Below are 20,461 nucleotides of genomic sequence, written 5' to 3' on the forward strand. Positions count from 1 at the left end.
AAATTGCCTAAAACAAATTAAAAGGCAAAGAATCATTTCAACCGATTCTTTGCCTTCTGCTTGATGTTATCACCAATTGCAGCATTTCTTCAACTGCTCGTTCTGCGGAATGGCCTTCAGAGACCATCGCCGCTTGAGTACGCATCCTTTCGATCTCCTCTGGATGTTCTAAAAAGTAACACAGTCTTTGATCTAACTCTTCCTCACTTTCAGCGATGCATCCGACCCCAACCTCTTTGATATACTGTGCATTTTCTTCCTCTTGTCCCGGAATCGGCCTGAAAATCACCAGAGGCAAGTGTTTCGTCAAAGCTTCTGATACCGTTAATCCCCCTGCTTTCGTAATAATCAAGTCAGAGACGGACATCAATTCTTCAACATTATCTACAAATTTATAGCGCAGCAAGGGATTTCGGGCCAGTGCGATTACTTCGTCTAAAGAATTATAAAGTTTGTCATTATGTCCACATACGACAAGGCATTGAACAGGGTCTTGAGAATCAGCAAGCTTCTGGCAAATTCTTTTGGTGCTTTCACATACTCCATAAGAACTGCCCATGAATAAGACGGTCGGAAGATCCGGCATTAATCCCAATGCTTTACAAGTAGACAAGCGATCCACCTTATATTCAAATTTTGGACTGACAGGAATACCTGTTACATGAATATTTTGAGCTTGTATTCCCCAAGACATCAACAGATCCTTAACTTTGGCACAAGCTACTATATAGCAATCAACTCCTGGGTGAACCCAATGGCTGTGGGCCGTATAATCTGTGATTACCGTAGCCACCGGGACAAGCAGAATCTGTTTAACTCTTAATTGGGCGAGAATCGAAGATACAGTCGGGTAAGTACAAACGATTAAATCCGGTTTTACTTGCTGAATGTAATTGAGAAAATTGCTCCGTCCGATTTGGTTTAACAAGCGTTGACTCATCGATTGCGGCTGCTTCTTGCCCGTTTTATAATAAAAACGGCCCCAAAGTTTTGGGGCTCTTCTGAGAAGCCCGCTATAAAAATCTTTTATGATTGAGTTAACTCTTATATTTAAAAATGCGCCGAAATCCAAATGAATAATTTCAGCAGAAGGCACTTTCATCTTTATTCCTTCAATAACGGCTTCAGCCGCTCTTAAATGTCCATTGCCAAACGAGGCAGAAAATACGAGAACCCTAAGTTCTTTCAAAGTCGGCCCTCCCTCTCATAGACTAGCCTGATACGAATTCTATCTTTGTGGTTCTGTTTATATTATAGGGATTACCCTTCAAAAAAGAAAGAAGATTAAACGTATCAGTAAAATAAAAGCACTCTCTTAACAACTGTCAGGAAGAACCAGCAACTAACAAAGGAGCATAAAAATCATGCGTAAAACCAATGCTGCACGTATCCTCGATCAATTAAAACTATCTTATGAGCTTAAAGAATACCCAGTCGATGAATCAGACTTATCGGCAATTTCCGTTGCCCAAAAGGTAGGCCTTCCTATCGAACAAGTTTATAAAACCCTAGTCGCCCGCGGTGATAAAACCGGGGTCATTGTAGCCTGTATCCAGGGTGACCTTGAACTCCATCTAAAGTCTCTTGCAGCTCTGAGCGGAAACAAAAAAGTAGAGGTTGTCCCTCTCAAAGAAGTCCAACCTCTAACTGGATATATTCGGGGCGGTGTATCGCCGCTTGGTATGAAGAAGTCCTACCCCACCTTTATTGATTCTGCAGTTACTATCCAAGAAAAGGTTGCTGTCAGCGCCGGTCTGCGTGGACTTCAAATCTTCTTGCCCTCATCTGACTTAATTAGGGCCACAAAAGCCAAAATTGGCAAAATTACAACCGAACCCAGTTAATTTAGCCAATGGTAAGGCTCCCACTTCTGCGAATGGGAGCCATTTCTACGCCTTACTTTGGCAGTTCAAAGGAACTTTTCAGAGATACAATACGATTGAACACGAGATGATCCGCTGAAGAATGCAAAGGATCAACATTAAAATAGCCATGCCTAAAGAATTGGAATTTATCTTGGGATTTTGACGTTTTCATAGTTGGTTCTACAAAGCCATGGGCAATCTCCAAAGAATGGGGATTAGTATGCTCTAAAAAGGACGTTCCATCATCAGTCTCATTTTCTAAAATCAGAGGTTCATATAAACGAAATTCTGCCGGGGCAGCCTGTCGGGCATCTACCCAGTGAATCGTACCTTTAACTTTCCTTCCTGTAAACCCTGTACCGCTCTTAGTTTCCGGATCGTAAGTGCAATGAAGTTCTATTACCTTCCCAGATTCATCTTTTACAATTCCATTACATTTAATGAAATAGGCATTTTTCAAACGTACTTCGTTGCCAAGATAAAGTCTGTGATATTTTGGCGGCGGGTTCTCTGCAAAGTCATCCTGTTCAATATAAATCTCCCGGGAAAAAGGAATCATGCGAACACCCATCTCCGGATTTTCAGGATTGTTTTCCGCTTCCAGCATCTCAGCTTGATCTTCCGGATAATTGGTGATGACTACCTTTATCGGCTTCAGAACAGCCATAGTGCGCGGTGCTTTAAGTTTCAAATCTTCTCGAATGAAATGTTCCAACATTTTAGTGTCAACCACGCTGTCGGCTTTGGCAACTCCTATTTCCCGGGCAAAATTACGCATAGCCTCAGGAGTATACCCTCTTCGTCGAAGACCGGAAATCGTCGGCATCCGCGGATCATTCCAGCCATCAACAATCTTTTCTTCAACAAGCTGTTTAAGCTTACGCTTACTCATAACCGTATTTGTAAGATTTAGGCGGGCAAATTCATATTGGTGCGGTACATTTTCCATTTCACATTCCCGCACTATCCAGTCATACAAAGGACGGTGGTCTTCAAATTCTAAGGTACAGATCGAATGAGTAACACCTTCAATTGCATCTTCCAAAGGATGGGCAAAATCATACATGGGATAAATGCACCATTTATCTCCGGTATTATGGTGGGATGCGTGAGCTATTCTATAAAGGACAGGATCGCGCAAATTGATGTTCGGAGAGGCCATGTCAATTTTAGCCCGTAATACCTTTTCCCCATCTTTAAAAGCTCCGCTCCGCATTTCCTCGAAGAGTTCCAGATTTTCTGCAACAGATCGCTCTCGCCAGGGACTAGGCTGTCCTGGTTCCGTCAGAGACCCTCTTGTTTTCCTGATTTCCTCTGCATTCAAATCGCAGACATAGGCTTTCCCCTTTTTAATTAACAATAGGGCACGGTTATACATTTCCTCAAAATAGTTAGAAGCGAAAAACAATTCATCCCACTGATATCCCAGCCACTGAACATCCTCTTTAATGGACTCGACATATTCTGTATCTTCTTTAGCAGGGTTTGTATCATCGAAACGCAAATGAGTTTTTCCCTTAAATTCATCAGCTAATTCAAAATTTAGAATAATAGATTTTGCATGCCCTATATGTAAATAGCCGTTAGGCTCCGGTGGGAAACGGGTAACAACATGGTCAGCTTTACCTGATTTAAGATCTTCAAGAATGATGTTTCTCAAAAAATTCGATGAGGATTTATGTTCCATCATGATCAACCTTTCTAAATCGTGTGATCCTGTTCGTGCTTATTTATCCTTAATATTAAATAATACATTATACCTGAAAAGAGTTCAACTTTATGTTTTAAACTATATGTTTCTAAACCACTAAATGTTCCGCTATACTCAGAAAAGCTTGCATCTTCGAAAATAATCTCTGACACAAGCAATTCTTCGTACTCTACCGAGAATATGCATTTTTTCTACAAATGGGAGTGATTCCCGAGTTCACTGCGATTTAATCTCCGTCAATGTCACAGACATCTCTAAAGTCTTACTATTACGAAATACTGTAACAGTTACTTTATCCCCTGCCTTATATTTGAACAATTCATGCGTCAACTCCAAAGAGCTCTTAATATCTTTGCCATTAATTTTTGTGATAATATCCCCGGCTGTAATACCGGCTCTCTGGGCCGGCCCTCCCAAAACGACTTTGGAAACGTAGGCCCCGGCAGGCCAACCTCTTTGACTGGCGTACTCTGCTGTATAGCGCGGATCAATTTGCACATTTAAGCCTGCATGACTGGCGTACCCTTTCGCGATTAATTGTTCAATCGTCGGCAAAGCATCCGAGATGGGGATGGCAAACCCCATTCCCTCAAAGCCCTGTTCTTGGTTTTTGGCTGAATTAATGCCGATAACCTGGCCTTGATAATTAACAAGAGGACCTCCGCTGTTTCCCGGATTAATAGCAGCATCTGTTTGGATAAGGTTGAAACTCGATTCACCGGGAATATCCAAGATCCGGTTCGTTGCTGATACTACGCCTGTCGTAACAGAACGAGCAAATTCCTGACCTCCCGGATTACCAATGGCAACTACAGGTTCTCCAACTTGAAGTTTGGTAGAATCCCCTTCTTGAGTTGCCGTTAATTTACTGGTATCGCTTATCTGTACTACAGCTAAATCCGTGCGATCATCAGCACCTACTAACTTTGCATTGAGATTACGCCCATCAGCCAGACTGACAACCAGTTTCTCTGCCCCGGTCACTACGTGATTATTAGTAACAATATAACCGTGCTGGGCATCGATAATAAAGCCTGAACCACTACCTGCTTCTGTTAGACCGCCGCCGCCGAACAAAGATCCTTGGGATTGAAAATTGGCAATTCCCACAACAGCAGGACCGACGGCTTTGGCGATCTGTACTACTGGGAAATTATCATTACTTCCGGTATTAATGGTCGGGGTTGTTCCCGGTCCGTTTATAATTACTCGATTCATCGGAGCCGCCTGTTTATTTCCATATACGGAAGGAATTAAGGCAACTGCAATAATTCCGCCTATCACTGCACTGATTACGGCAATTACCAAGGTTGAAAGGAAACTTGGCCTTCTTTTCTTTGAGTAATCATTTTGGTCATTATAATAACTCATAGATACCCTCCTTACCTTAATTATTCCCGCAAAATAATTAGTTCATGCGGGGTATGGCGTGGAGCTACATGTACTTTTACCTCAGGACACGTTTGGGAAACCTTCGATTCCCTGAGGATATTCAGTACTGTTGACAAGGCGATTTCAGGAGTGTTGTTCTCCTCACTCAGATGGGCCAGCACGACCCGTTGGGTATTCTCTTGAATCCACTCCGTTAATCCTCTTGCCAACTGAGAATTTTCCAAGTGTCCGAAATATCCGCTGATGCGTTTCTTTAAATACGCCGGATATGGACCGTTATGCAGCTTTTCATCATCGTAATTTGCCTCCACAACAAATCCATCACAACCCTTTAAATAGCGGTTCATTTCATCGGTTATTCTGCCGCTGTCAGTAGCAATTCCCACCATTAAGCGGCTCTTGCCCCCTTTTCCGGGCCGCAAGATTTGCAAGCCATAACTTTCGCAGCTGTCATGAGACGTGGGATAGAGCAACACTTCAAGACCCGCGCAGGTGAAGGACGCACTAACTTCGACACACTGATTCCCCGCAAGTTTTCCTAAGGAACGGCCCATGGCCTTCCATAAACCGGCAGTTGCATAAACAGGAATTTTCAGCTTTCGAGCCAGGATGCCGACTCCCCGAATATGATCAATATGTTCATGAGTAACAATAATTCCTTCAATCTCCGATTCCGCAATATTAAGCTGAGCGAGATTAGTTAATAAACTCTTGCCGCTTACCCCGCAATCCACGAGCAGATGCCTGTGTCCTTCCCCGACAAGGATTGCATTTCCCGAACTTCCGCTTGCCAACGTTGTAAAATGCAAGATACGTCTCCTCCATCTGATGTTCTCTATTTCTCTGTGAGTGAGTGAGTGAGTGAGTTACTTACCTGTCGGCGCAGGAGATGATGTCCCCTTATTCAGAGCCGGATTCGGGTTGGATATACCACTTGATGATGCGTTAGATCCTTTGAGCTGATTTTGGGCCTGGCTGATCATGGCAGCAATTTGATCCTTTACCGTACCCGCAGGAGCTGCTTTCTCCGCTTTCTGCCACTGGACAATAGCCCCGGATAAATCATTTTTCGCATAGGCAAGAAATATGCCATAATTCACTAAACCATTAACAAAGTCCGGCTTGATGCTTAAAGCTTCTTGATATGTTTTCTCGGCTAAATCATATTGGCCGCTCTTAAAGGCTGAAGTTGCCATATCCACCATGACATTGGGATCCTTGTTGACCTTTAGGACGTTTTGATAAGCTGCTACAGCCTGCTTATAATTTTCTGCCGCCTCAGAAGGCGCTGCCGTTTCTGCCTCCGAACCCGCATCATAATATTCGTCGCCGAGATCCTTTTGCAGAGCAACGTTGTTCGGATCCTTCTTGGCCCTCGCGGCCAAATCAGCCAAACGTGCCTTCTTGGCCTGATAATCCGCAGCAGTGTTCACAGAATTCGTTGCTGAGTTTTGGTTCGGGACCTGAATTCCGCTGCCGCTGAAAAACAAAGCGAATCCCGAACCTACCATAGCAATAATTATAAGGCTCACAAGAATGATAGCGAAAACACGGTATTTACCTCTCCTCAAACCTCCCGCCTCCTATTCTGTTTTCCAATTATTGTAACACACTTGCTTTATCTGCCCAACCCACATTTAATCTAAACACCATTTACGAATCTGACATCGCATATCGTAGTAGGAAGTACTTTCTCCAATATCAGAGCATTTACCAAGGATCAGTTGATTGACCCCCAGCCCTTCAGCCGTCGTCCCTTCAGGGAGAACTACCGTTTCAGGATGGATGTCTTCAGATAAAACCACGGAAGCAGCGAGCTGTCCGTACACAGTCTCTATAATTGCCCGGTCTCCATGATTAAGACGATATTTATCCGCTAACTCCGGATGGAGAAACATTGTGAAACCGTCATCCTGATGGAACTGAGAATGCAGAGCATTCCCTGGATGGGGAGTAATCAAGTGCCAGGGAAATTCAGCCTTATCCTCCCGATCCTCTGCCGGAATATATGTCGCCACTGCTTCCCCCAGTTCTTCGCGGGCAAGTTCTGAAGAGAGTTCAATTTTTCCGCTGGGCGTTCTAAAGTCTTTGTCTTCCCAAGCCACCTTAGGTATATAAGGTGCATAGATCGGCCCTTGGGCAAGTGTATCAAGAGTTGTCCCATATGCTTCAGTCAAAGGCCCAAGGACAAATTCCAGCCATTCTCTTGCCGCAGCATAAGGAAAGTCTTTTTCTAGCCCCAATCTTTTCGCCAATTCGGTAAAAATCATTGGTTCTGCTTGAGCCTCTCCCTGGGGTTCAAGAACTTTTTGAGCATAATGAATGAGGGGACTCCATGAGGTCCTCACTAATTCCTCCTCTTCGAAAATCGTCGCCACGGGTAAAACTAAATCCGACTGCCTGGCCGTTTCTGTCAGAACCGTATCTAAAACGACTTTAAAGGGGATCTTTCGCCAAAGCTCTCTCCAGAGAAGTGTATTTGGCTGCTGAACTAAGGGATTGGAACGAGTCACAACCGCTAATTGAACAGGGGGATTGGCTTTAAGGAGTTCTTCTGCAAGAATCGGGTGGGGGTAAGTTCTTGACTGATAGCGTTCAGGGGGCAGCAGCAAGGAATTCATTTTGCCGCGATGGTACTGATGGGCATAATGTACCCCTGCCCCTGCCCGGCCAATATTTCCGCTGATAACAGCCAAGCCGTCAATAGCACGAACTGTATTACCGCCGCACACATATCGTTGAAGCCCATAACCCAAGATAAAGGATACAGGACGAGAGTGGCTTAAAGATCTGGCAAGTTCGGTTATTTGCTTGACACTCACACCGGTTATGGCTTCTACTTTCTCCGGAGAGAATTCTTTGCTTCTTCTGGCAAATTCCTCAAAACCATGAACATAGTCTTGAATAAAACGCGTATCCTGCCAGCGCTCCCGCAAAATAATATGACTAAGTCCTAAGGCTAGAGCTCCATCTGTCCCAGGTTTTACCTGGTAAAAAGCATCGGCAAACTCCGCACTTTTAACACGAATTGGGTTAATTACCAGAACACGGGCTCCCCGTTTCTTGGCCGCTAAGAGATGGGGTATAAGATGGACGTTCGTCACCGCCGGGTCTCTTCCCCAAAGGACAATAGTCCGAGCATCCTCTAAATCCTCACGGGAATTTGAAAAGACTCCGCCAAAATCTAATTCTTGAGCCCGATACCCCGCTCCCCAGCACATACTCCCTCGTGGTTCTGTGACACCTCCCAGAGCTTGAAAAAACCTCTGGTCCAGCTCCCGAAGGACGCCGTTATTTCCATAATCGTAATGATGGAAAATCCCCCAGGGTCCGACATCAGACAGAGTCTCTTTTATCTTTTCCGTCAGAAGATCATAGGCTTGATTCCAGCTCAGCCTTTGCCATCCTTGCCCTTGTCTTAATAAGGGATATCTCAGTCTATCCGGGGAAAAGACACGTTTTGCTAGAGCCTGTCCTTTGGAGCAGACAAATCCTTTCGTAATACTATTTAAAGGGTCACCCTTAACTCGAAGACCGTTTTTCGTCATCTCTACGAGAAAGGCACATCCGTCAGGACAATTCAAAGGACACGCAGAACGTACCAGCGTCATTACTCGTTCCTCCCAAATATATCTGCCTTAAAAACTGGACATCAGAGAATTATAGTTCATCTCGATTTTGTTGGATTCCCTTAATCTTAACGTATAGAGCCACTTCTAAACGTTTTCTTTGTAATTTACATCCAAGTTCATATACTTCGGTCAGTTTCTGAGTAAAAGCTGTGTTAGCAGCATGACACCCTCCGCTGCAGGAAAAACGAGCCCAGCAATCTTGACAGGCTGGTTTAGCATAAATATTCGCTGCCCGGAATTCCTGAACTAAATCCGCTTTAAGGTCTAAGGGGTCTTGATTATAAAGGGACCCAAGTTTAAAAGCCTCTTGCCCTACAAATTGATGACAGGGATAAAGATCACCCTCAGGAGAAACAGCCACATATTCGTGACCTGCTCCGCAACCCGACAACCTTTTAGGCAGACAGGGACCATTATCAAGAGCAACATTAAAGTGAAAGAAATTAAAGCCTCGCCCCTGAGCTTGCCGCTCAAGGATTTCCTCGCCCAAACGGTCATAGGCATCATAGATTTCAGCCAAATCTCCCTCTTGGAAAGCATAGGGATCTTGCGGTCCCGCTACAACAGGCTCAACGGAAATTTGCCGAATCCCTAAATCCGCCATGTGTAAAACATCACGGTCAAAGTCACAGTTAAAATGGGTATACGTACCCCGTACGTAATAATAGGTACCTATAGCATAGGGCGACGTTTTCGGTCTCAGGGAAGTAAATTGTTGTATTCTTGGCACAACTTCCCCGTAACTTCCGCGGCCATCAGCATGAGGACGCATTCGGTCATGAATCTCCGGTCGTCCGTCAAGACTCAGCACCACACTGATTTCCTCTTCTTCCAGGAAATTCTGTATCGCTTCATTTAATAAGACACCATTGGTCGTTAACGTAAATTTAATTGTTTTGTTTTGAGCTCGTGCTGCTTTTTTCCCATAGTCAACTAAGGCTTTGACCACACCGAAATTTATCAGCGGTTCTCCTCCGAAGAAATCCACTTCACAATGATTCCTATGTCTTGAGGCTGCTAAAACGAAGTCGATTCCCCGTTTACCGGTCTCCAAATCCATTAAGGTTCTGCTGCCCCCAAAAGCCCCGGTTCCGGCGAAGCAGTACTCACAGCGCAAATTACAGTCATGAGCAACATGGAGGCAAATTGCTTTGACAATGGGTTTCTCAGGATAAACTGCTGCAATCTTTTCCGGTTCTCTGGAGAACAATGTCCCTTCCTGACGAAGTTCTTCTAGTTCTGCTAAAATTTCGGAGACTGTTTCGTTATTGGGAAGATTCCCGGCTAATCTGAGCTCCCTTGCCAAAGCTTCCTGAGAAAGATGCCCCTCCGTTGAGTACAGGCTCTCCAAAGTTTTTAAAATCGTAAAGGTTTCCTCATCCAGCAGATGAATTGAACCTGAATTAACATCGTAACCGATCAATAAATCTCCCTGTTGGAAGCAATGAACATTCTTTTGAAAATTATAGCCTTCTAGTTCCTTAAAATTTAGCATTGGCGTCCTCTCTCTCACTTCTTAGTAGATCGTTAAAAATAGAACAGAACCCAGCCCGGAATGGATTGGGTTCTGAGATCATGTACAAATTCAGAGCTACATCATTTAACACAAACTTGGTTACCAACCGTGCAAGACGTCTTGCATGCTGATTGGCAAGAGGTTTGACAATTTCCACAACCTCCAGTTTTAACCGTAGCACTTAGGTTTGCTTTCACAACCGTCTGAATGTGTTTTGCCATTCAAACACCCTCCTCTCGAATCATTGGTAATAATCCATTTTTGATTATATCATATGGATAAGAGAAAAGGCAAAACTTCGAGAGACCCACTCCCACTTATAGAAGTGGGAGTCTTACGATTGGATCAAAATAATATCCTTGCTTTGTGTTAACAGTCCGCTTAAGAAGCTAAACTGCCTAATTCTTTCATTAAATAATACTCATTGAGCAACCTATCCAAACATTGACTCATATTAACAATTTCCGGATCAGTTAGGCTCTTACTTTTAGCAGAATCATTTAGCTTTCTACGAGCATCTTCAATTAAGGACATTAAGGCATCCATTTTGACAATCGCACCTCTTTTTTTCAATAAAACCGTAAAAAAAATTAACTAACTTCCTAGTTAATCCCTTTACTGGTATATTTTAGTATATTGTGTTTAAAAAAGCAAGCGCTATTATTATCCTCGATTTTTAAGATAGCTCAATGCTGCCGATAGAATGCGGATTAATTCCTTACTGTCATGCTCTCCAAGATAATTTGTTAAACCCTTTAAAAAATCAAAGTGTTCTATTCTCATTGCTTGAACTATTTCTTTACCTTTTTCCGTAGCTCTTACCAGTACAACACGCCGATCCGTTGGATCAGCAAGGCGTTCCATGTATCCTCGTTCTTCTAAGGTATTGATAATGTGAGTAACCCCAGCAGGTGTTATTTGCAATTGGAAACTTAAGTCTGAAACTTTGATTCCTTTGGGATCACGTTCCGTACACTGAATTATTGTATGAAGCAATGTGAATTCACTAGGTCTTATGGCATGTGAAGATTTAATCTGACCACCAAACCTCCTAAATTGGGCCATAGTCCGCTCTAATTCCGCCACAATAGCCTCATTTTTATCAAGTTTCACCTTTTACCACCTAATCTCAACGATCTCATTAGTTAGTAAATTATCTAATATGCGTTTATGTTTGTCAAGAAATCGTCCCCAGGGCTAAGAAGCATGTACATCTTCCAAAGAGACTTGAATTTCTGTCCATTGGTCATTCTTTATCAAACGATCTTTGGGGGGGTGGTATTTTCAGCAACAGTAATTTCTGCTCCTTCTATCCAATCAGGCTTTAAATATTCTCTGCCTTTAATGACTACCTTTTCAGCATATACCTCTACAACTAAGCCTGGAGCAGATTTTAAAATATGTCGCCTGTTTCTGTCAATCGGATAGGCCAGGGATGAACTGTTGACAATTGCATAATTCTCTTCACTAACCATAGTATTATAATCAATTTTATAATGAGTATGCCCATTAAATAGAATCACCCCCGGGTATCGCGCTAAAATATCGTTCAGCCTTTGCCACTGTAAGACATAACCGCGCTGAAATCCTCCTAATGCTGCATAGGGAATTGGTTGATGGAGAAAGACAAAAACAGGTTTATTAGGTGTTCGATCAAGCTTAAGTGTATTCTCGAGCCAATCTAGCTGAGCATCTGATAAAAATGCCGAATCCATGTATCTTCTATTACTCATACGTGATCTTTCAGTTCCTAAAAAAATAAAATGATAGTCTTTAATCCAAGTATCTCCATAAACTTTATCCCTCTTGGCAAAGGTTAGAAACCGATTGATCGCCTGAGCATCAGTTTCTCTATTAGGAAATGTTCTCGGTGACCAGTGACCATTTCGATAAAAACTTCCGTAAAATTCATGGTTGCCAATTGTCCAATAGATCGGGTAATTAATTTCCAGTTTATGCCTGGAAAGTTCGCTGCTTAGCAGCCGATAATCCCATGGTACACCATCCCCCAGATCACCAACAACAACCATTGCATCTGGTTTGGAATTAAAATTATCCTCAAGTAAGGCAGAGAAATGATTTATAGCGTTCATGCGGCCAATGTGTATATCACTGACGACAACAAACGATAATTTGGTGTTTTGATTATCAGTCCATTCTTCAGTTCCTAATGATTTTGAAATTGCTGCTTTCGGCAGCATAACATTCCAAGATAGTAGTGTTCCAACTCCTAACCCCGCCAAACATTTCAAGAAATCCCTTCTTGTCGGCATATTTTAGCTCCTAACTTTCCTACTATTCTGTTAATTATGACTAAATCATAGGTGTTTGGTAATGTGTTTTATAAAATTTGTCTTTATTGCCCATAATATCACAAGTATCGACACGATTCTATGTCCTTTTTTTGTTAATCCTTCCATCGTAATTTACGCTAAAATCGCTGCGTTGTGATTCATGGAACGAAAGAAATGGGGAGCATCATTTACTACTTAAAAAATAGTTTACGACACCCCCCTGGTATATATTATCTTTTAGTTTTAGTTTGCCAAAATCGTCAATAAAACATTTTCTTCGAAAATAGAAAAGGAAATATTTGCAATATGGTTGTCTTTTTGTGCGACAAAATTTATGACTTTAGTTTCCTCGGTAATAGTCCATCCATCTTCAACTAAAATAGCTTTATAAGCCTCATAAACTACAGTATCCTTTGATTTATGAATAAGATATTTTGCCTTAGCCAAAGGTTCCTCAGAGGTCGCCGGAGTGAACTCAAAGGCTTGTACCCAGTGATATGACGGAACATAGGGAAATTCTTTTGTATATGGTATTTTAATTTTTGCTGAATCTTTTTTACCCTGATTGCTATCTTGAGTGCTATCTTGATTATCATTTTTAGAACCAAATACTCGCGAAAGAAGTTTACCCACTAAAATCACCCCGAAAATTATTTCTATTATATTTCGATAGTTAATAATGAATTCTATACGGTTTGTCTTAAGATGTCAAACTTAACCCCCATTAATTTGTTCATCCGCTGCCGCGGATACTCTCTTTCACAATAAGTTGACATATTTAATCATAACGCTTATAATTTTCTTTGTCGGATGAACTAATATATATTGTTCAAACGGAAATCGGTAATCTATTAAGCGGACGTGGCTCAGCGGTAGAGCATTGGCTTCCCAAGCCGAGGATCGCGAGTTCGAATCTCGTCGTCCGCTCCATATTGTTTATTAGTCACTGCATAAAGCAGTGACTTTATTATTTTTAAATTATAAATCTTCCTGACTGCGAACCATAAGAACGAGCAGTGAACTCGTTCAGCTAAAGCTGACCATCGGGGCCGCTTAAGTGAGTGAATAAAAAGAGTTCTAACTCTTTCCCAAAGGAAAGAATTAGAACTCTCATTTTTGTGATATGTTTATAAGATTGTCATAATAAACAGTAAATGGTGCCTCAGGACGGAATCGAACCGCCGACACGAGGATTTTCAGTCCTCTGCTCTACCGACTGAGCTACCGAGGCATTTTATGGTGACCCGTACGGGATTCGAACCCGTGTAACCGCCGTGAAAGGGCGATGTCTTAGACCGCTTGACCAACGGGCCTCTTCTCAAAACCTAGCTCACAGATATGAATTTTACAGGAAAGCTCGCCGTGTGTCAAGTACTCTTAGAAAAGGAGGTTAAACATTAAACTTATTTAAAGCTGCTTGCAATTCATCAGCCATAGAAGACAGAACTTTACTGGAGGAAGCTATTTCCTGAACGGAAGCGGTTTGTTCCTCTGTGGCTGCAGATACTGTCTGAGTTTGATCCGTAATACTCCGACTTGTCTCAAAGACTTCTGAAACCGAGGCAACAATTCGTTCGTTTCCCAAGGCCATTTGTTGGATCTCTTCGGAAATTTCTTCGACTTGTTTCGAAACGGCTACAATTAAGGAGGAAATCTGGCTAAAGGCTGATCCCGCAGTTTCAGCTACCTCAGTGCCCAGTTTTACCTGATGTGTTCCTTCATTAATTGATAAGACAGCCTTCTGAGTATCCTGTTGAATTTCATGGATTAATGAAGCAATCTGTCGTGATGCCACTTGGGATTGTTCAGCCAGTTTACGAACCTCATCAGCTACTACAGCAAAACCTCTGCCCTGATCCCCGGCACGAGCTGCCTCAATGGCCGCATTCAGGGCAAGCAAATTCGTTTGTTCTGCAATCCCTGATATAGTATCAACGATTTGCCCAATCTCTTTGGACCGTTCTCCTAATGTCATAACCACTTCTGCCGAACCGGTTACAGTTTGATCAATGGTCGCCATTTGCTGAATCGTTTTATCAATGGCCGCGCTGCCTTCTGAAGCAGAAAGGGCCGTTTTTTCAGAAGACTGTACGACAACCTTGGCATTTTCCACCATTTGCTGAATCCCAGCTGACATCTCCTCAACAATAGCAGATGATTCATTCATAGAATTCAGCTGTTTTTCGGCCCCTTTGGCAACTTCCATGATGGAAGAAGCTACTTGGCTGGATGCTTGAGCAGATTGATCAGCTCCCGCACTAAGTTCTTCTGATGAGGCAGCAACCTGTGCTGCAGAGGATGATACTTGCTGAACCAGCTGTCTTAGGTTATCTGTCATAGTATTAAAAGCCTTTCCTAATTGGCCTAGTTCATCATTTGTGTCTATCTCTAGTTTATTAATATTTAAATTCCCTTTGGCAATTTCTGCGGCGGTATCCGCCACGTCCCTGATCTGTTTCGAAATGTTTTCATTAATTCACTCAGAAGCGTTCCCAAGACTAAAGCAACTCCAAATGCTAAGATCAGAGACAAAATGGTATAGATAACACTTTTCTGTCCAGCCTTCAGAACCTGTTGCTGTTTAACTGCCACAAGCTTATCCATATCATCAACCCAGTTGCCTGTCCCAATAACCCAGTTATAGGGCTTAAAAAGCAGTGTATAGCTTCTTTTGGGCAGAAGTACCGTCTGATTCGGTTTAGCGAAGGTATAGTCTGTATAACCGCCGTCGGGTTTCAATCCATTAGAAATAAAATCTTTAACGTAATATTTACCATGAGAGTCTTGAGCATTAAGACGTGATTTGCCTTCATTGGCAGTTCTGCCAAGCAGGACAACATTGACCCCTTCTGTTGTATCAATCCAGAAATAATTTTCTTGGTCATAGCGAAGGTTCCTAACTAAATCAGCCGCCATGGTTTTTAGCTTGCTCAGGTGTCAATTCTCCTTTTTGCTGACGATTATAAACATCTTGAACTAGACTATAAGCAGTTTGAACTTCCAACTTGATTTGTCTGTCGAATTGTTCATACAACGTTGTTCGATATTGAGCTATATTAGCTTGTTCTGATGTAATAGTAGTATAAATATTATACCCACCGAGAATTAAAGCCATAATTAGGGTAGTGATCAATAAGAGCAATAGAATCCGATATTTAATTTTTTTCAACCTCGACACCCTTCCCTTACAAAATAGATTGATTTACCTAAAACAAAATCGCCGTCCGCAAGGGACAGCGACTGAGTCTTATTTGGTAACTCGGCCATCATCCTTATATGGAAGACCCGTAGCTTTGCGTCCCCAGTTCTCACTGGGTTTGCCTTTTTCAAACCCTCTGTGTTTCAATATGTAAATCCAACTAATATGTCCAGCCGTTTTTCATCTGAAACTGCCAGATGTTTCTGCAAAAGGGATGGTGAGCCATCCGCGACTCGAACGCGGGACACCCTGATTAAAAGTCAGGTGCTCTACCGACTGAGCTAATGGCTCTTACCGGTCTAAATCTTACAGGAAAGTTGCAAATGTGTCAAGATTCAATTTTTTACAACAAACTCTTATTATTTAAAATATTGATCCCCGTACAATAGTTTGTTCCCGGCCAGGGCCAACCGCAATTAACGTTGCCGTAACACCTGTTAATTCTTCAATCCGCTTAATGTAGTATTGGGCGGCTTGAGGCAGATCTTCAAAGCGGCGAACCTGCGTCAGATCTTCCTGCCATCCCGGCAGTTCTTCATACACTGGTTGACATAGTTTAAAGATCTTTTGACTTTGAGGAAACTCGTAGATAACTTCATCATTGACCCGATAGCCAACACAAATTTTTAGGGTTTTTAATCCTGTAAGAACATCAAGTTTTGTGACTGCAAAATCTGAAATCCCGCTGACACGTGCTGCATAGCGAGCAATCAAAGCATCAAACCAGCCGCAACGACGGGGACGGCCAGTTGTCGTTCCAAATTCGTGTCCATTAGCCCGCATTTCTTCTCCTATCTCATCGAGAAGTTCTGTAGGGAAGGGGCCTTCCCCAACACGTGTGGTATAGGCTTTAACAACCCCAACAACATGATCAATGCGCGTTGGCCCAACTCCTGCGCCGACACAGGCTCCCCCGGCGATCGGATTGGATGAGGTTACAAAGGGATATGTTCCATGATCTATGTCCAGTAAAGTACCTTGAGCACCTTCAAAGAGCACTTTTTCCCCACCTTTGAGGCATTCGTCTATGGCTAATGAACTATCTGTGACCATCGGGCGAAGCTGCTCAGCATATCCTAAGTAAGTGTCATAGATATCTTCAAATTTCATGGCTGCCTTACCATAAACTTTAACAAAAAGATTATTCTTTTCTTCTAAATTTCGACGCAATTTCTCGGCAAACTCTTCTTTGTCAAGAAGATCGATCACACGGATTCCAACTCGTGAGGCCTTATCCATATAAGCAGGACCGATGCCTCGTTTCGTTGTTCCAATTTTATGGTCCCCGCGAGCCTCTTCTTCCAGGCCGTCTAATACCAGGTGGTAAGGCATAATTACGTGAGCATTGCTGCTAATTAGGAGCTTCCCGGTTTTAATTCCTCGCTTTTCCAAATAACTAAGTTCTTCCAATAAAACTTTAGGATCAATGACTACGCCATTGCCAATGACACAAGTCTTATCTTGATAGAGGATTCCGGAGGGGATAAGGTGCAGCTTAAATTCCTCTCCATCAGCAACAACGGTGTGTCCTGCGTTATTGCCGCCCTGGTATCTAACAACCATATTCGCCTTTTCCGCCAGGAAATCTGTAATCTTACCTTTTCCTTCGTCTCCCCATTGAGATCCAATTAATATAACTCCAGCCATCAATAATTCCCCCCGTCTTTCAATCTAACATCCCTTTTAACTAAAGTTCCCAGATCAAAACATTCTACTCTAAACCCAACCGTTTAAAAATATCATCAACATGTTGGAGATGATAGCCCAAATCAAAAAGACTGCGCAAATCCTTTTCCGTTAAATAATTGCCTATTCGCGTATCTTTAGCAACAACCTCGATAAAATCCTTTCCTTGATCCCAGGCTTGAAACGCATCCTGCTGAACCCAGGCATAAGCTTCTTCCCGCATACATCCATGTTCCACTAATGCCAAAAGAATGCGCTGTGACGACGTTAAGCCATAGGTTTTCTGCAGATTTCGCTTCATCTGTTCTTCTTGAATTTTTAGGCCGGAAATAATGCGGGTCATTTGCCTGAGCATATGGTCTAGAAGCACGCAGCTATCCGGCAAAATTATTCTTTCCACCGAACTATGGGTCATATCCCTTTCATGCCAGAGAGCTATGTTCTCCATAGACGCTAAGGCATTGCCCCTCAATAGTCTTGCCATTCCGCTCACCTGTTCGCAGACAATAGGATTGCGCTTATGAGGCATCGCTGAAGAGCCTTTCTGCCCCTCGGCAAAGGGTTCCTGCACCTCAAGGATATCTGTTCGCTGCAGATTGCGAATTTCGGTTGCTATCTTTTCCAATGAACCGCCAATTAGGGCAAGGGTAGTCATAAAATGAGCATGCCGATCCCGCTGTAATATCTGGTTACTTACTAAAGCACTCGTTAGGCCTAAATGCTTACACACTGCACCTTCGACTTCCGGGGAAACATTTGCATAAGTTCCGACTGCCCCGGATATTTTGCCCACGCTCACCGATGATATTGCTTGATCCAAGCGTTCCTCCTGACGATCCAGTTCGGCAATCCATAAGGCAAGTTTTAAACCAAACGTCAAAGGTTCAGCGTGAATCCCATGGGTCCGACCCACCATGACCGTATATTTGCTTTCCAAAGCTCTTTGAGACAGAGCGTCTCTCAGTCCATGAAGGTCCTTCTTGAGCAGTTTACCTGAATCTCGCAGGACCAGACTTAAGGCAGTATCCTTCACATCTGATGAGGTTAAACCGAGGTGCAAGTATTTTCCTGATTCTCCGATTTCCTCGACAACGGCTTGTAAAAAGGCTATAAGATCGTGCCTAACTATAGCTTCGATTTCTAAAACTCTCTGAGAATTTACTTTCGCCGAACGTCTGATATCTTCCATCGCCTCAAGAGGAATTTCTCCCCGTTCAGTCATAACTTCTGCAACTGCAAGTTCTACTTCCAGCCAGCGCTCATATTCGTAACCGTCTCTCCATAGTTTTCCCATTTCGGGGTGTGTGTATCGATCCAGCAATTTCTCTGCGCCCCCAATCCATTACTCTCCGTTAGTCCATTAACTACCAAGTAATAAGCTTTCTTATCATTTACACTAGAAAGACGTGCCTATTCTCATGAGTTCCGATTACTCAGCGAAACTACAGATGGGTTAACCCCATCTGTAGTCCTAATCCTGTAACTATAATTTTATTCTTTAGATACAATATCCCGTGCTACAACAATTCCCGTCGCGGAAGCCTGCATTAATCCACGTGTAATTCCCGCTCCGTCTCCAATCGTATATAAATGAGGAATGGCCGTTTCAAAATTATTTTTTACTTTTACCTTTGAAGAATAGAACTTTACCTCAACTCCATAGAGCAAGGTGTTCTTAGAATACATTCCCGGAGCAATTTTATCAAAAGCCTTAAGTGTTTCTGTTAACGACGTAAGATAACGCTCAGGAAACACATAACTGAGATCTCCCGGTACTGCAGACACCAGTGTAGGAACTGTCGTCGACTTACGAAGGCGACTGTCTGTTGTCCTTCTCCCTTGCAGAAGATCGCCTAAGCGCTGAACCATGACACCCCCGCCTGTCAACATATTGGCTAATCTGGCAATATACCGTCCATATTCGATTGGCTGGTTAAAGGGTTCGGTAAAATGAGTGGAAACTAACAAGGCAAAATTGGTGTTTTTGGTCTTTTTAGCCGCATCAGCGTAACTATGACCGTTTACAACAGCAATTCCTCCGTCATAGTGTTCTTCGGATACTACTCCTCCGGGATTAACACAAAAGCTCCGGGTTTTAAGATCATAGGTGTCTGAATAATAAACGAGCTTAGCTTCATATAGTTCTTTAGTTAAATGATCCATAACAGAATTGGGAACTTCCACACGAACTCCGATATCGACCTCATTATTTTCGGTAATAACTCCTAAGCGAACCGTTTGTGCCGCAAGCCAATTTGCCCCCCCACGGCCGGGAGCTGCAACAACATATCTAGCCCTTACTTCATCAAGCTCAGCTTGATCACGACGCTGTATGATTGCTCCTTGGGCTCCGACAGGATCAGCCAGGATATCCTTGACTTCAGCAAGTTCCCAAAAGGCAGTATTCGTCTCAGTCATTAAATGTTGATACATGCCCTTTAAAACTTCATAGGCTAACTCCGTGCCTAAATGACGTACAGGACAATGGATTAACTGAATATTATGGCGGGATGCATCATACTGAATCTCCTCAACCCGGCGAGTATCTAAACCATAAACAGTTTCCTGAGCCCCAAATTGTCGGTAAATTGAGTCTGCGTAGTCTATAAGGGCCTGTGCTTGATCGTCCTTCATATATTCTGTCAAGCGGCCGCCCACAGCAGGACTTAGGGACAATTTCCCATCGCTGAACGCTCCGGCCCCGGACCATCCTCTCGTGATGGCACAAGGGTTACACCCTGCACAAACACCTGTCGTTCGAGCTGGACATTTTCTTTTTTCTATTGTTCGACCGCTATCCACAATCAGAATTTTCAGGTTTTTATTATGCTTTGATAGCTCTAAAGCCGTAAATATTCCAGCAGGCCCTGCTCCGATAATTAAGACATCAACTTCATGTTTCAAGGTATCCCCTCCGAGAGAGATTTACGTTTGCTTAGAGAAGGAACTTCTTATCGCAAACACTCTCATCTTAACAATCCTCCTTCCCATTGTCAATGGAATTACCGAACATTCATCAAGAATACATGATTAACATTCGACAAGCCGTTACAATAATTTCTAAATAGAGTTTTATCCAATCGTAATGCTCCTATTTTACTAGGTTCATCATTCGGTAATTTACCTGATAAATTTTGGAGTGAACTCGTTCAGCTAAAGCTGAACA

Annotated in this window: 16 protein-coding genes, 4 tRNA genes, 1 pseudogene and 1 riboswitch; of the genes and pseudogenes, 2 read left to right on the forward strand and 19 right to left on the reverse strand. The window is 42.9% G+C overall.

Features of this window, described 5'->3' with window-relative positions; all coding sequences use genetic code 11:
• Positions 1-37: 37 nt before the first annotated feature.
• Positions 38-1,189 carry a UDP-N-acetylglucosamine--LPS N-acetylglucosamine transferase gene (locus tag DEAC_RS04970; RefSeq protein WP_047808931.1) on the reverse strand — a complete coding sequence of 384 codons (1,152 nt, stop codon included), beginning with the start codon at positions 1,187-1,189 and terminating at the stop codon, positions 38-40.
• 172 nt (positions 1,190-1,361) lie between these two features.
• On the opposite strand from DEAC_RS04970, the gene ybaK reads away from it, so the two are divergent.
• Complete coding sequence (gene ybaK / locus DEAC_RS04975) at positions 1,362-1,844, forward strand: Cys-tRNA(Pro) deacylase (protein ID WP_047808932.1); 483 nt, start codon at positions 1,362-1,364, stop codon at positions 1,842-1,844.
• A gap of 52 nt (positions 1,845-1,896) precedes the next feature.
• Here the strand turns inward: ybaK and DEAC_RS04980 are convergent, their stop codons facing one another.
• The 11 genes from DEAC_RS04980 to DEAC_RS05030 all read right to left on the reverse strand — a co-directional run bounded on the left by DEAC_RS04980 (position 1,897) and on the right by DEAC_RS05030 (position 13,043).
• Positions 1,897-3,552, reverse strand: coding sequence for a glutamine--tRNA ligase/YqeY domain fusion protein (locus tag DEAC_RS04980; RefSeq protein WP_083995919.1), 1,656 nt, complete (start codon positions 3,550-3,552; stop codon positions 1,897-1,899).
• 240 nt (positions 3,553-3,792) lie between these two features.
• Entirely contained in the window at positions 3,793-4,947 is a 1,155-nt protein-coding gene (locus DEAC_RS04985) for a S1C family serine protease (protein ID WP_047808934.1), read from the reverse strand.
• A gap of 20 nt (positions 4,948-4,967) precedes the next feature.
• Positions 4,968-5,777, reverse strand: coding sequence for an MBL fold metallo-hydrolase (locus DEAC_RS04990; protein WP_047808935.1), 810 nt, complete (start codon positions 5,775-5,777; stop codon positions 4,968-4,970).
• A gap of 57 nt (positions 5,778-5,834) precedes the next feature.
• Entirely contained in the window at positions 5,835-6,539 is a 705-nt protein-coding gene (locus DEAC_RS04995; RefSeq protein ID WP_047808936.1) for a tetratricopeptide repeat protein, read from the reverse strand.
• Positions 6,540-6,605: 66 nt separating this feature from the next.
• Positions 6,606-8,579, reverse strand: a complete 1,974-nt coding sequence (locus tag DEAC_RS05000; RefSeq protein WP_047808937.1) for a molybdopterin-containing oxidoreductase family protein — start codon at positions 8,577-8,579, stop codon at positions 6,606-6,608.
• A gap of 49 nt (positions 8,580-8,628) precedes the next feature.
• A complete protein-coding gene (gene scfB / locus DEAC_RS05005; RefSeq protein ID WP_047808938.1) occupies positions 8,629-10,095 on the reverse strand; it encodes a thioether cross-link-forming SCIFF peptide maturase in 1,467 nt (488 codons plus the stop codon).
• Between the two features lie 101 nt (positions 10,096-10,196).
• On the reverse strand, positions 10,197-10,337 hold the full coding sequence (gene scfA, locus DEAC_RS22585) for a six-cysteine ranthipeptide SCIFF (protein ID WP_083995903.1): 141 nt from the start codon (positions 10,335-10,337) through the stop codon (positions 10,197-10,199).
• A gap of 160 nt (positions 10,338-10,497) precedes the next feature.
• Positions 10,498-10,689 carry an aspartyl-phosphate phosphatase Spo0E family protein gene (locus DEAC_RS05015; protein WP_242847074.1) on the reverse strand — a complete coding sequence of 64 codons (192 nt, stop codon included), beginning with the start codon at positions 10,687-10,689 and terminating at the stop codon, positions 10,498-10,500.
• A 90-nt stretch (positions 10,690-10,779) separates the two neighbouring features.
• A complete protein-coding gene (locus DEAC_RS05020) occupies positions 10,780-11,229 on the reverse strand; it encodes a MarR family winged helix-turn-helix transcriptional regulator (RefSeq protein ID WP_053006284.1) in 450 nt (149 codons plus the stop codon).
• A 143-nt stretch (positions 11,230-11,372) separates the two neighbouring features.
• On the reverse strand, positions 11,373-12,389 hold the full coding sequence (locus DEAC_RS05025) for a metallophosphoesterase family protein (RefSeq protein WP_053006285.1): 1,017 nt from the start codon (positions 12,387-12,389) through the stop codon (positions 11,373-11,375).
• A 264-nt stretch (positions 12,390-12,653) separates the two neighbouring features.
• On the reverse strand, positions 12,654-13,043 hold the full coding sequence (locus tag DEAC_RS05030; RefSeq protein WP_047808941.1) for a hypothetical protein: 390 nt from the start codon (positions 13,041-13,043) through the stop codon (positions 12,654-12,656).
• A gap of 222 nt (positions 13,044-13,265) precedes the next feature.
• Here DEAC_RS05030 and DEAC_RS05035 point away from each other — a divergent pair.
• A tRNA-Gly gene (locus DEAC_RS05035) sits at positions 13,266-13,340 on the forward strand.
• 225 nt (positions 13,341-13,565) lie between these two features.
• Here the strand turns inward: DEAC_RS05035 and DEAC_RS05040 are convergent.
• The 7 genes and pseudogenes from DEAC_RS05040 to DEAC_RS05070 all read right to left on the reverse strand — a co-directional run bounded on the left by DEAC_RS05040 (position 13,566) and on the right by DEAC_RS05070 (position 20,199).
• A tRNA-Phe gene (locus tag DEAC_RS05040) sits at positions 13,566-13,641 on the reverse strand.
• Between the two features lie 6 nt (positions 13,642-13,647).
• Positions 13,648-13,723 (reverse strand) — tRNA-Glu (locus DEAC_RS05045).
• Between the two features lie 77 nt (positions 13,724-13,800).
• A pseudogene (locus DEAC_RS05050) lies at positions 13,801-15,579 on the reverse strand (methyl-accepting chemotaxis protein).
• Between the two features lie 81 nt (positions 15,580-15,660).
• Positions 15,661-15,742: riboswitch (cyclic di-GMP riboswitch) on the reverse strand.
• An 82-nt stretch (positions 15,743-15,824) separates the two neighbouring features.
• Positions 15,825-15,900: transfer RNA gene (locus DEAC_RS05055), tRNA-Lys, on the reverse strand.
• A gap of 72 nt (positions 15,901-15,972) precedes the next feature.
• Positions 15,973-17,256, reverse strand: a complete 1,284-nt coding sequence (locus DEAC_RS05060) for an adenylosuccinate synthase (protein WP_047808942.1) — start codon at positions 17,254-17,256, stop codon at positions 15,973-15,975.
• 64 nt (positions 17,257-17,320) lie between these two features.
• Entirely contained in the window at positions 17,321-18,616 is a 1,296-nt protein-coding gene (gene purB, locus DEAC_RS05065; protein ID WP_083995905.1) for an adenylosuccinate lyase, read from the reverse strand.
• 170 nt (positions 18,617-18,786) lie between these two features.
• Positions 18,787-20,199, reverse strand: coding sequence for an NAD(P)/FAD-dependent oxidoreductase (locus tag DEAC_RS05070; RefSeq protein WP_047808943.1), 1,413 nt, complete (start codon positions 20,197-20,199; stop codon positions 18,787-18,789).
• Between the last annotated feature and the right edge of the window lie 262 nt (positions 20,200-20,461).

This window comes from Desulfosporosinus acididurans (genome assembly GCF_001029285.1).
Lineage (GTDB): Bacteria > Bacillota > Desulfitobacteriia > Desulfitobacteriales > Desulfitobacteriaceae > Desulfosporosinus > Desulfosporosinus acididurans.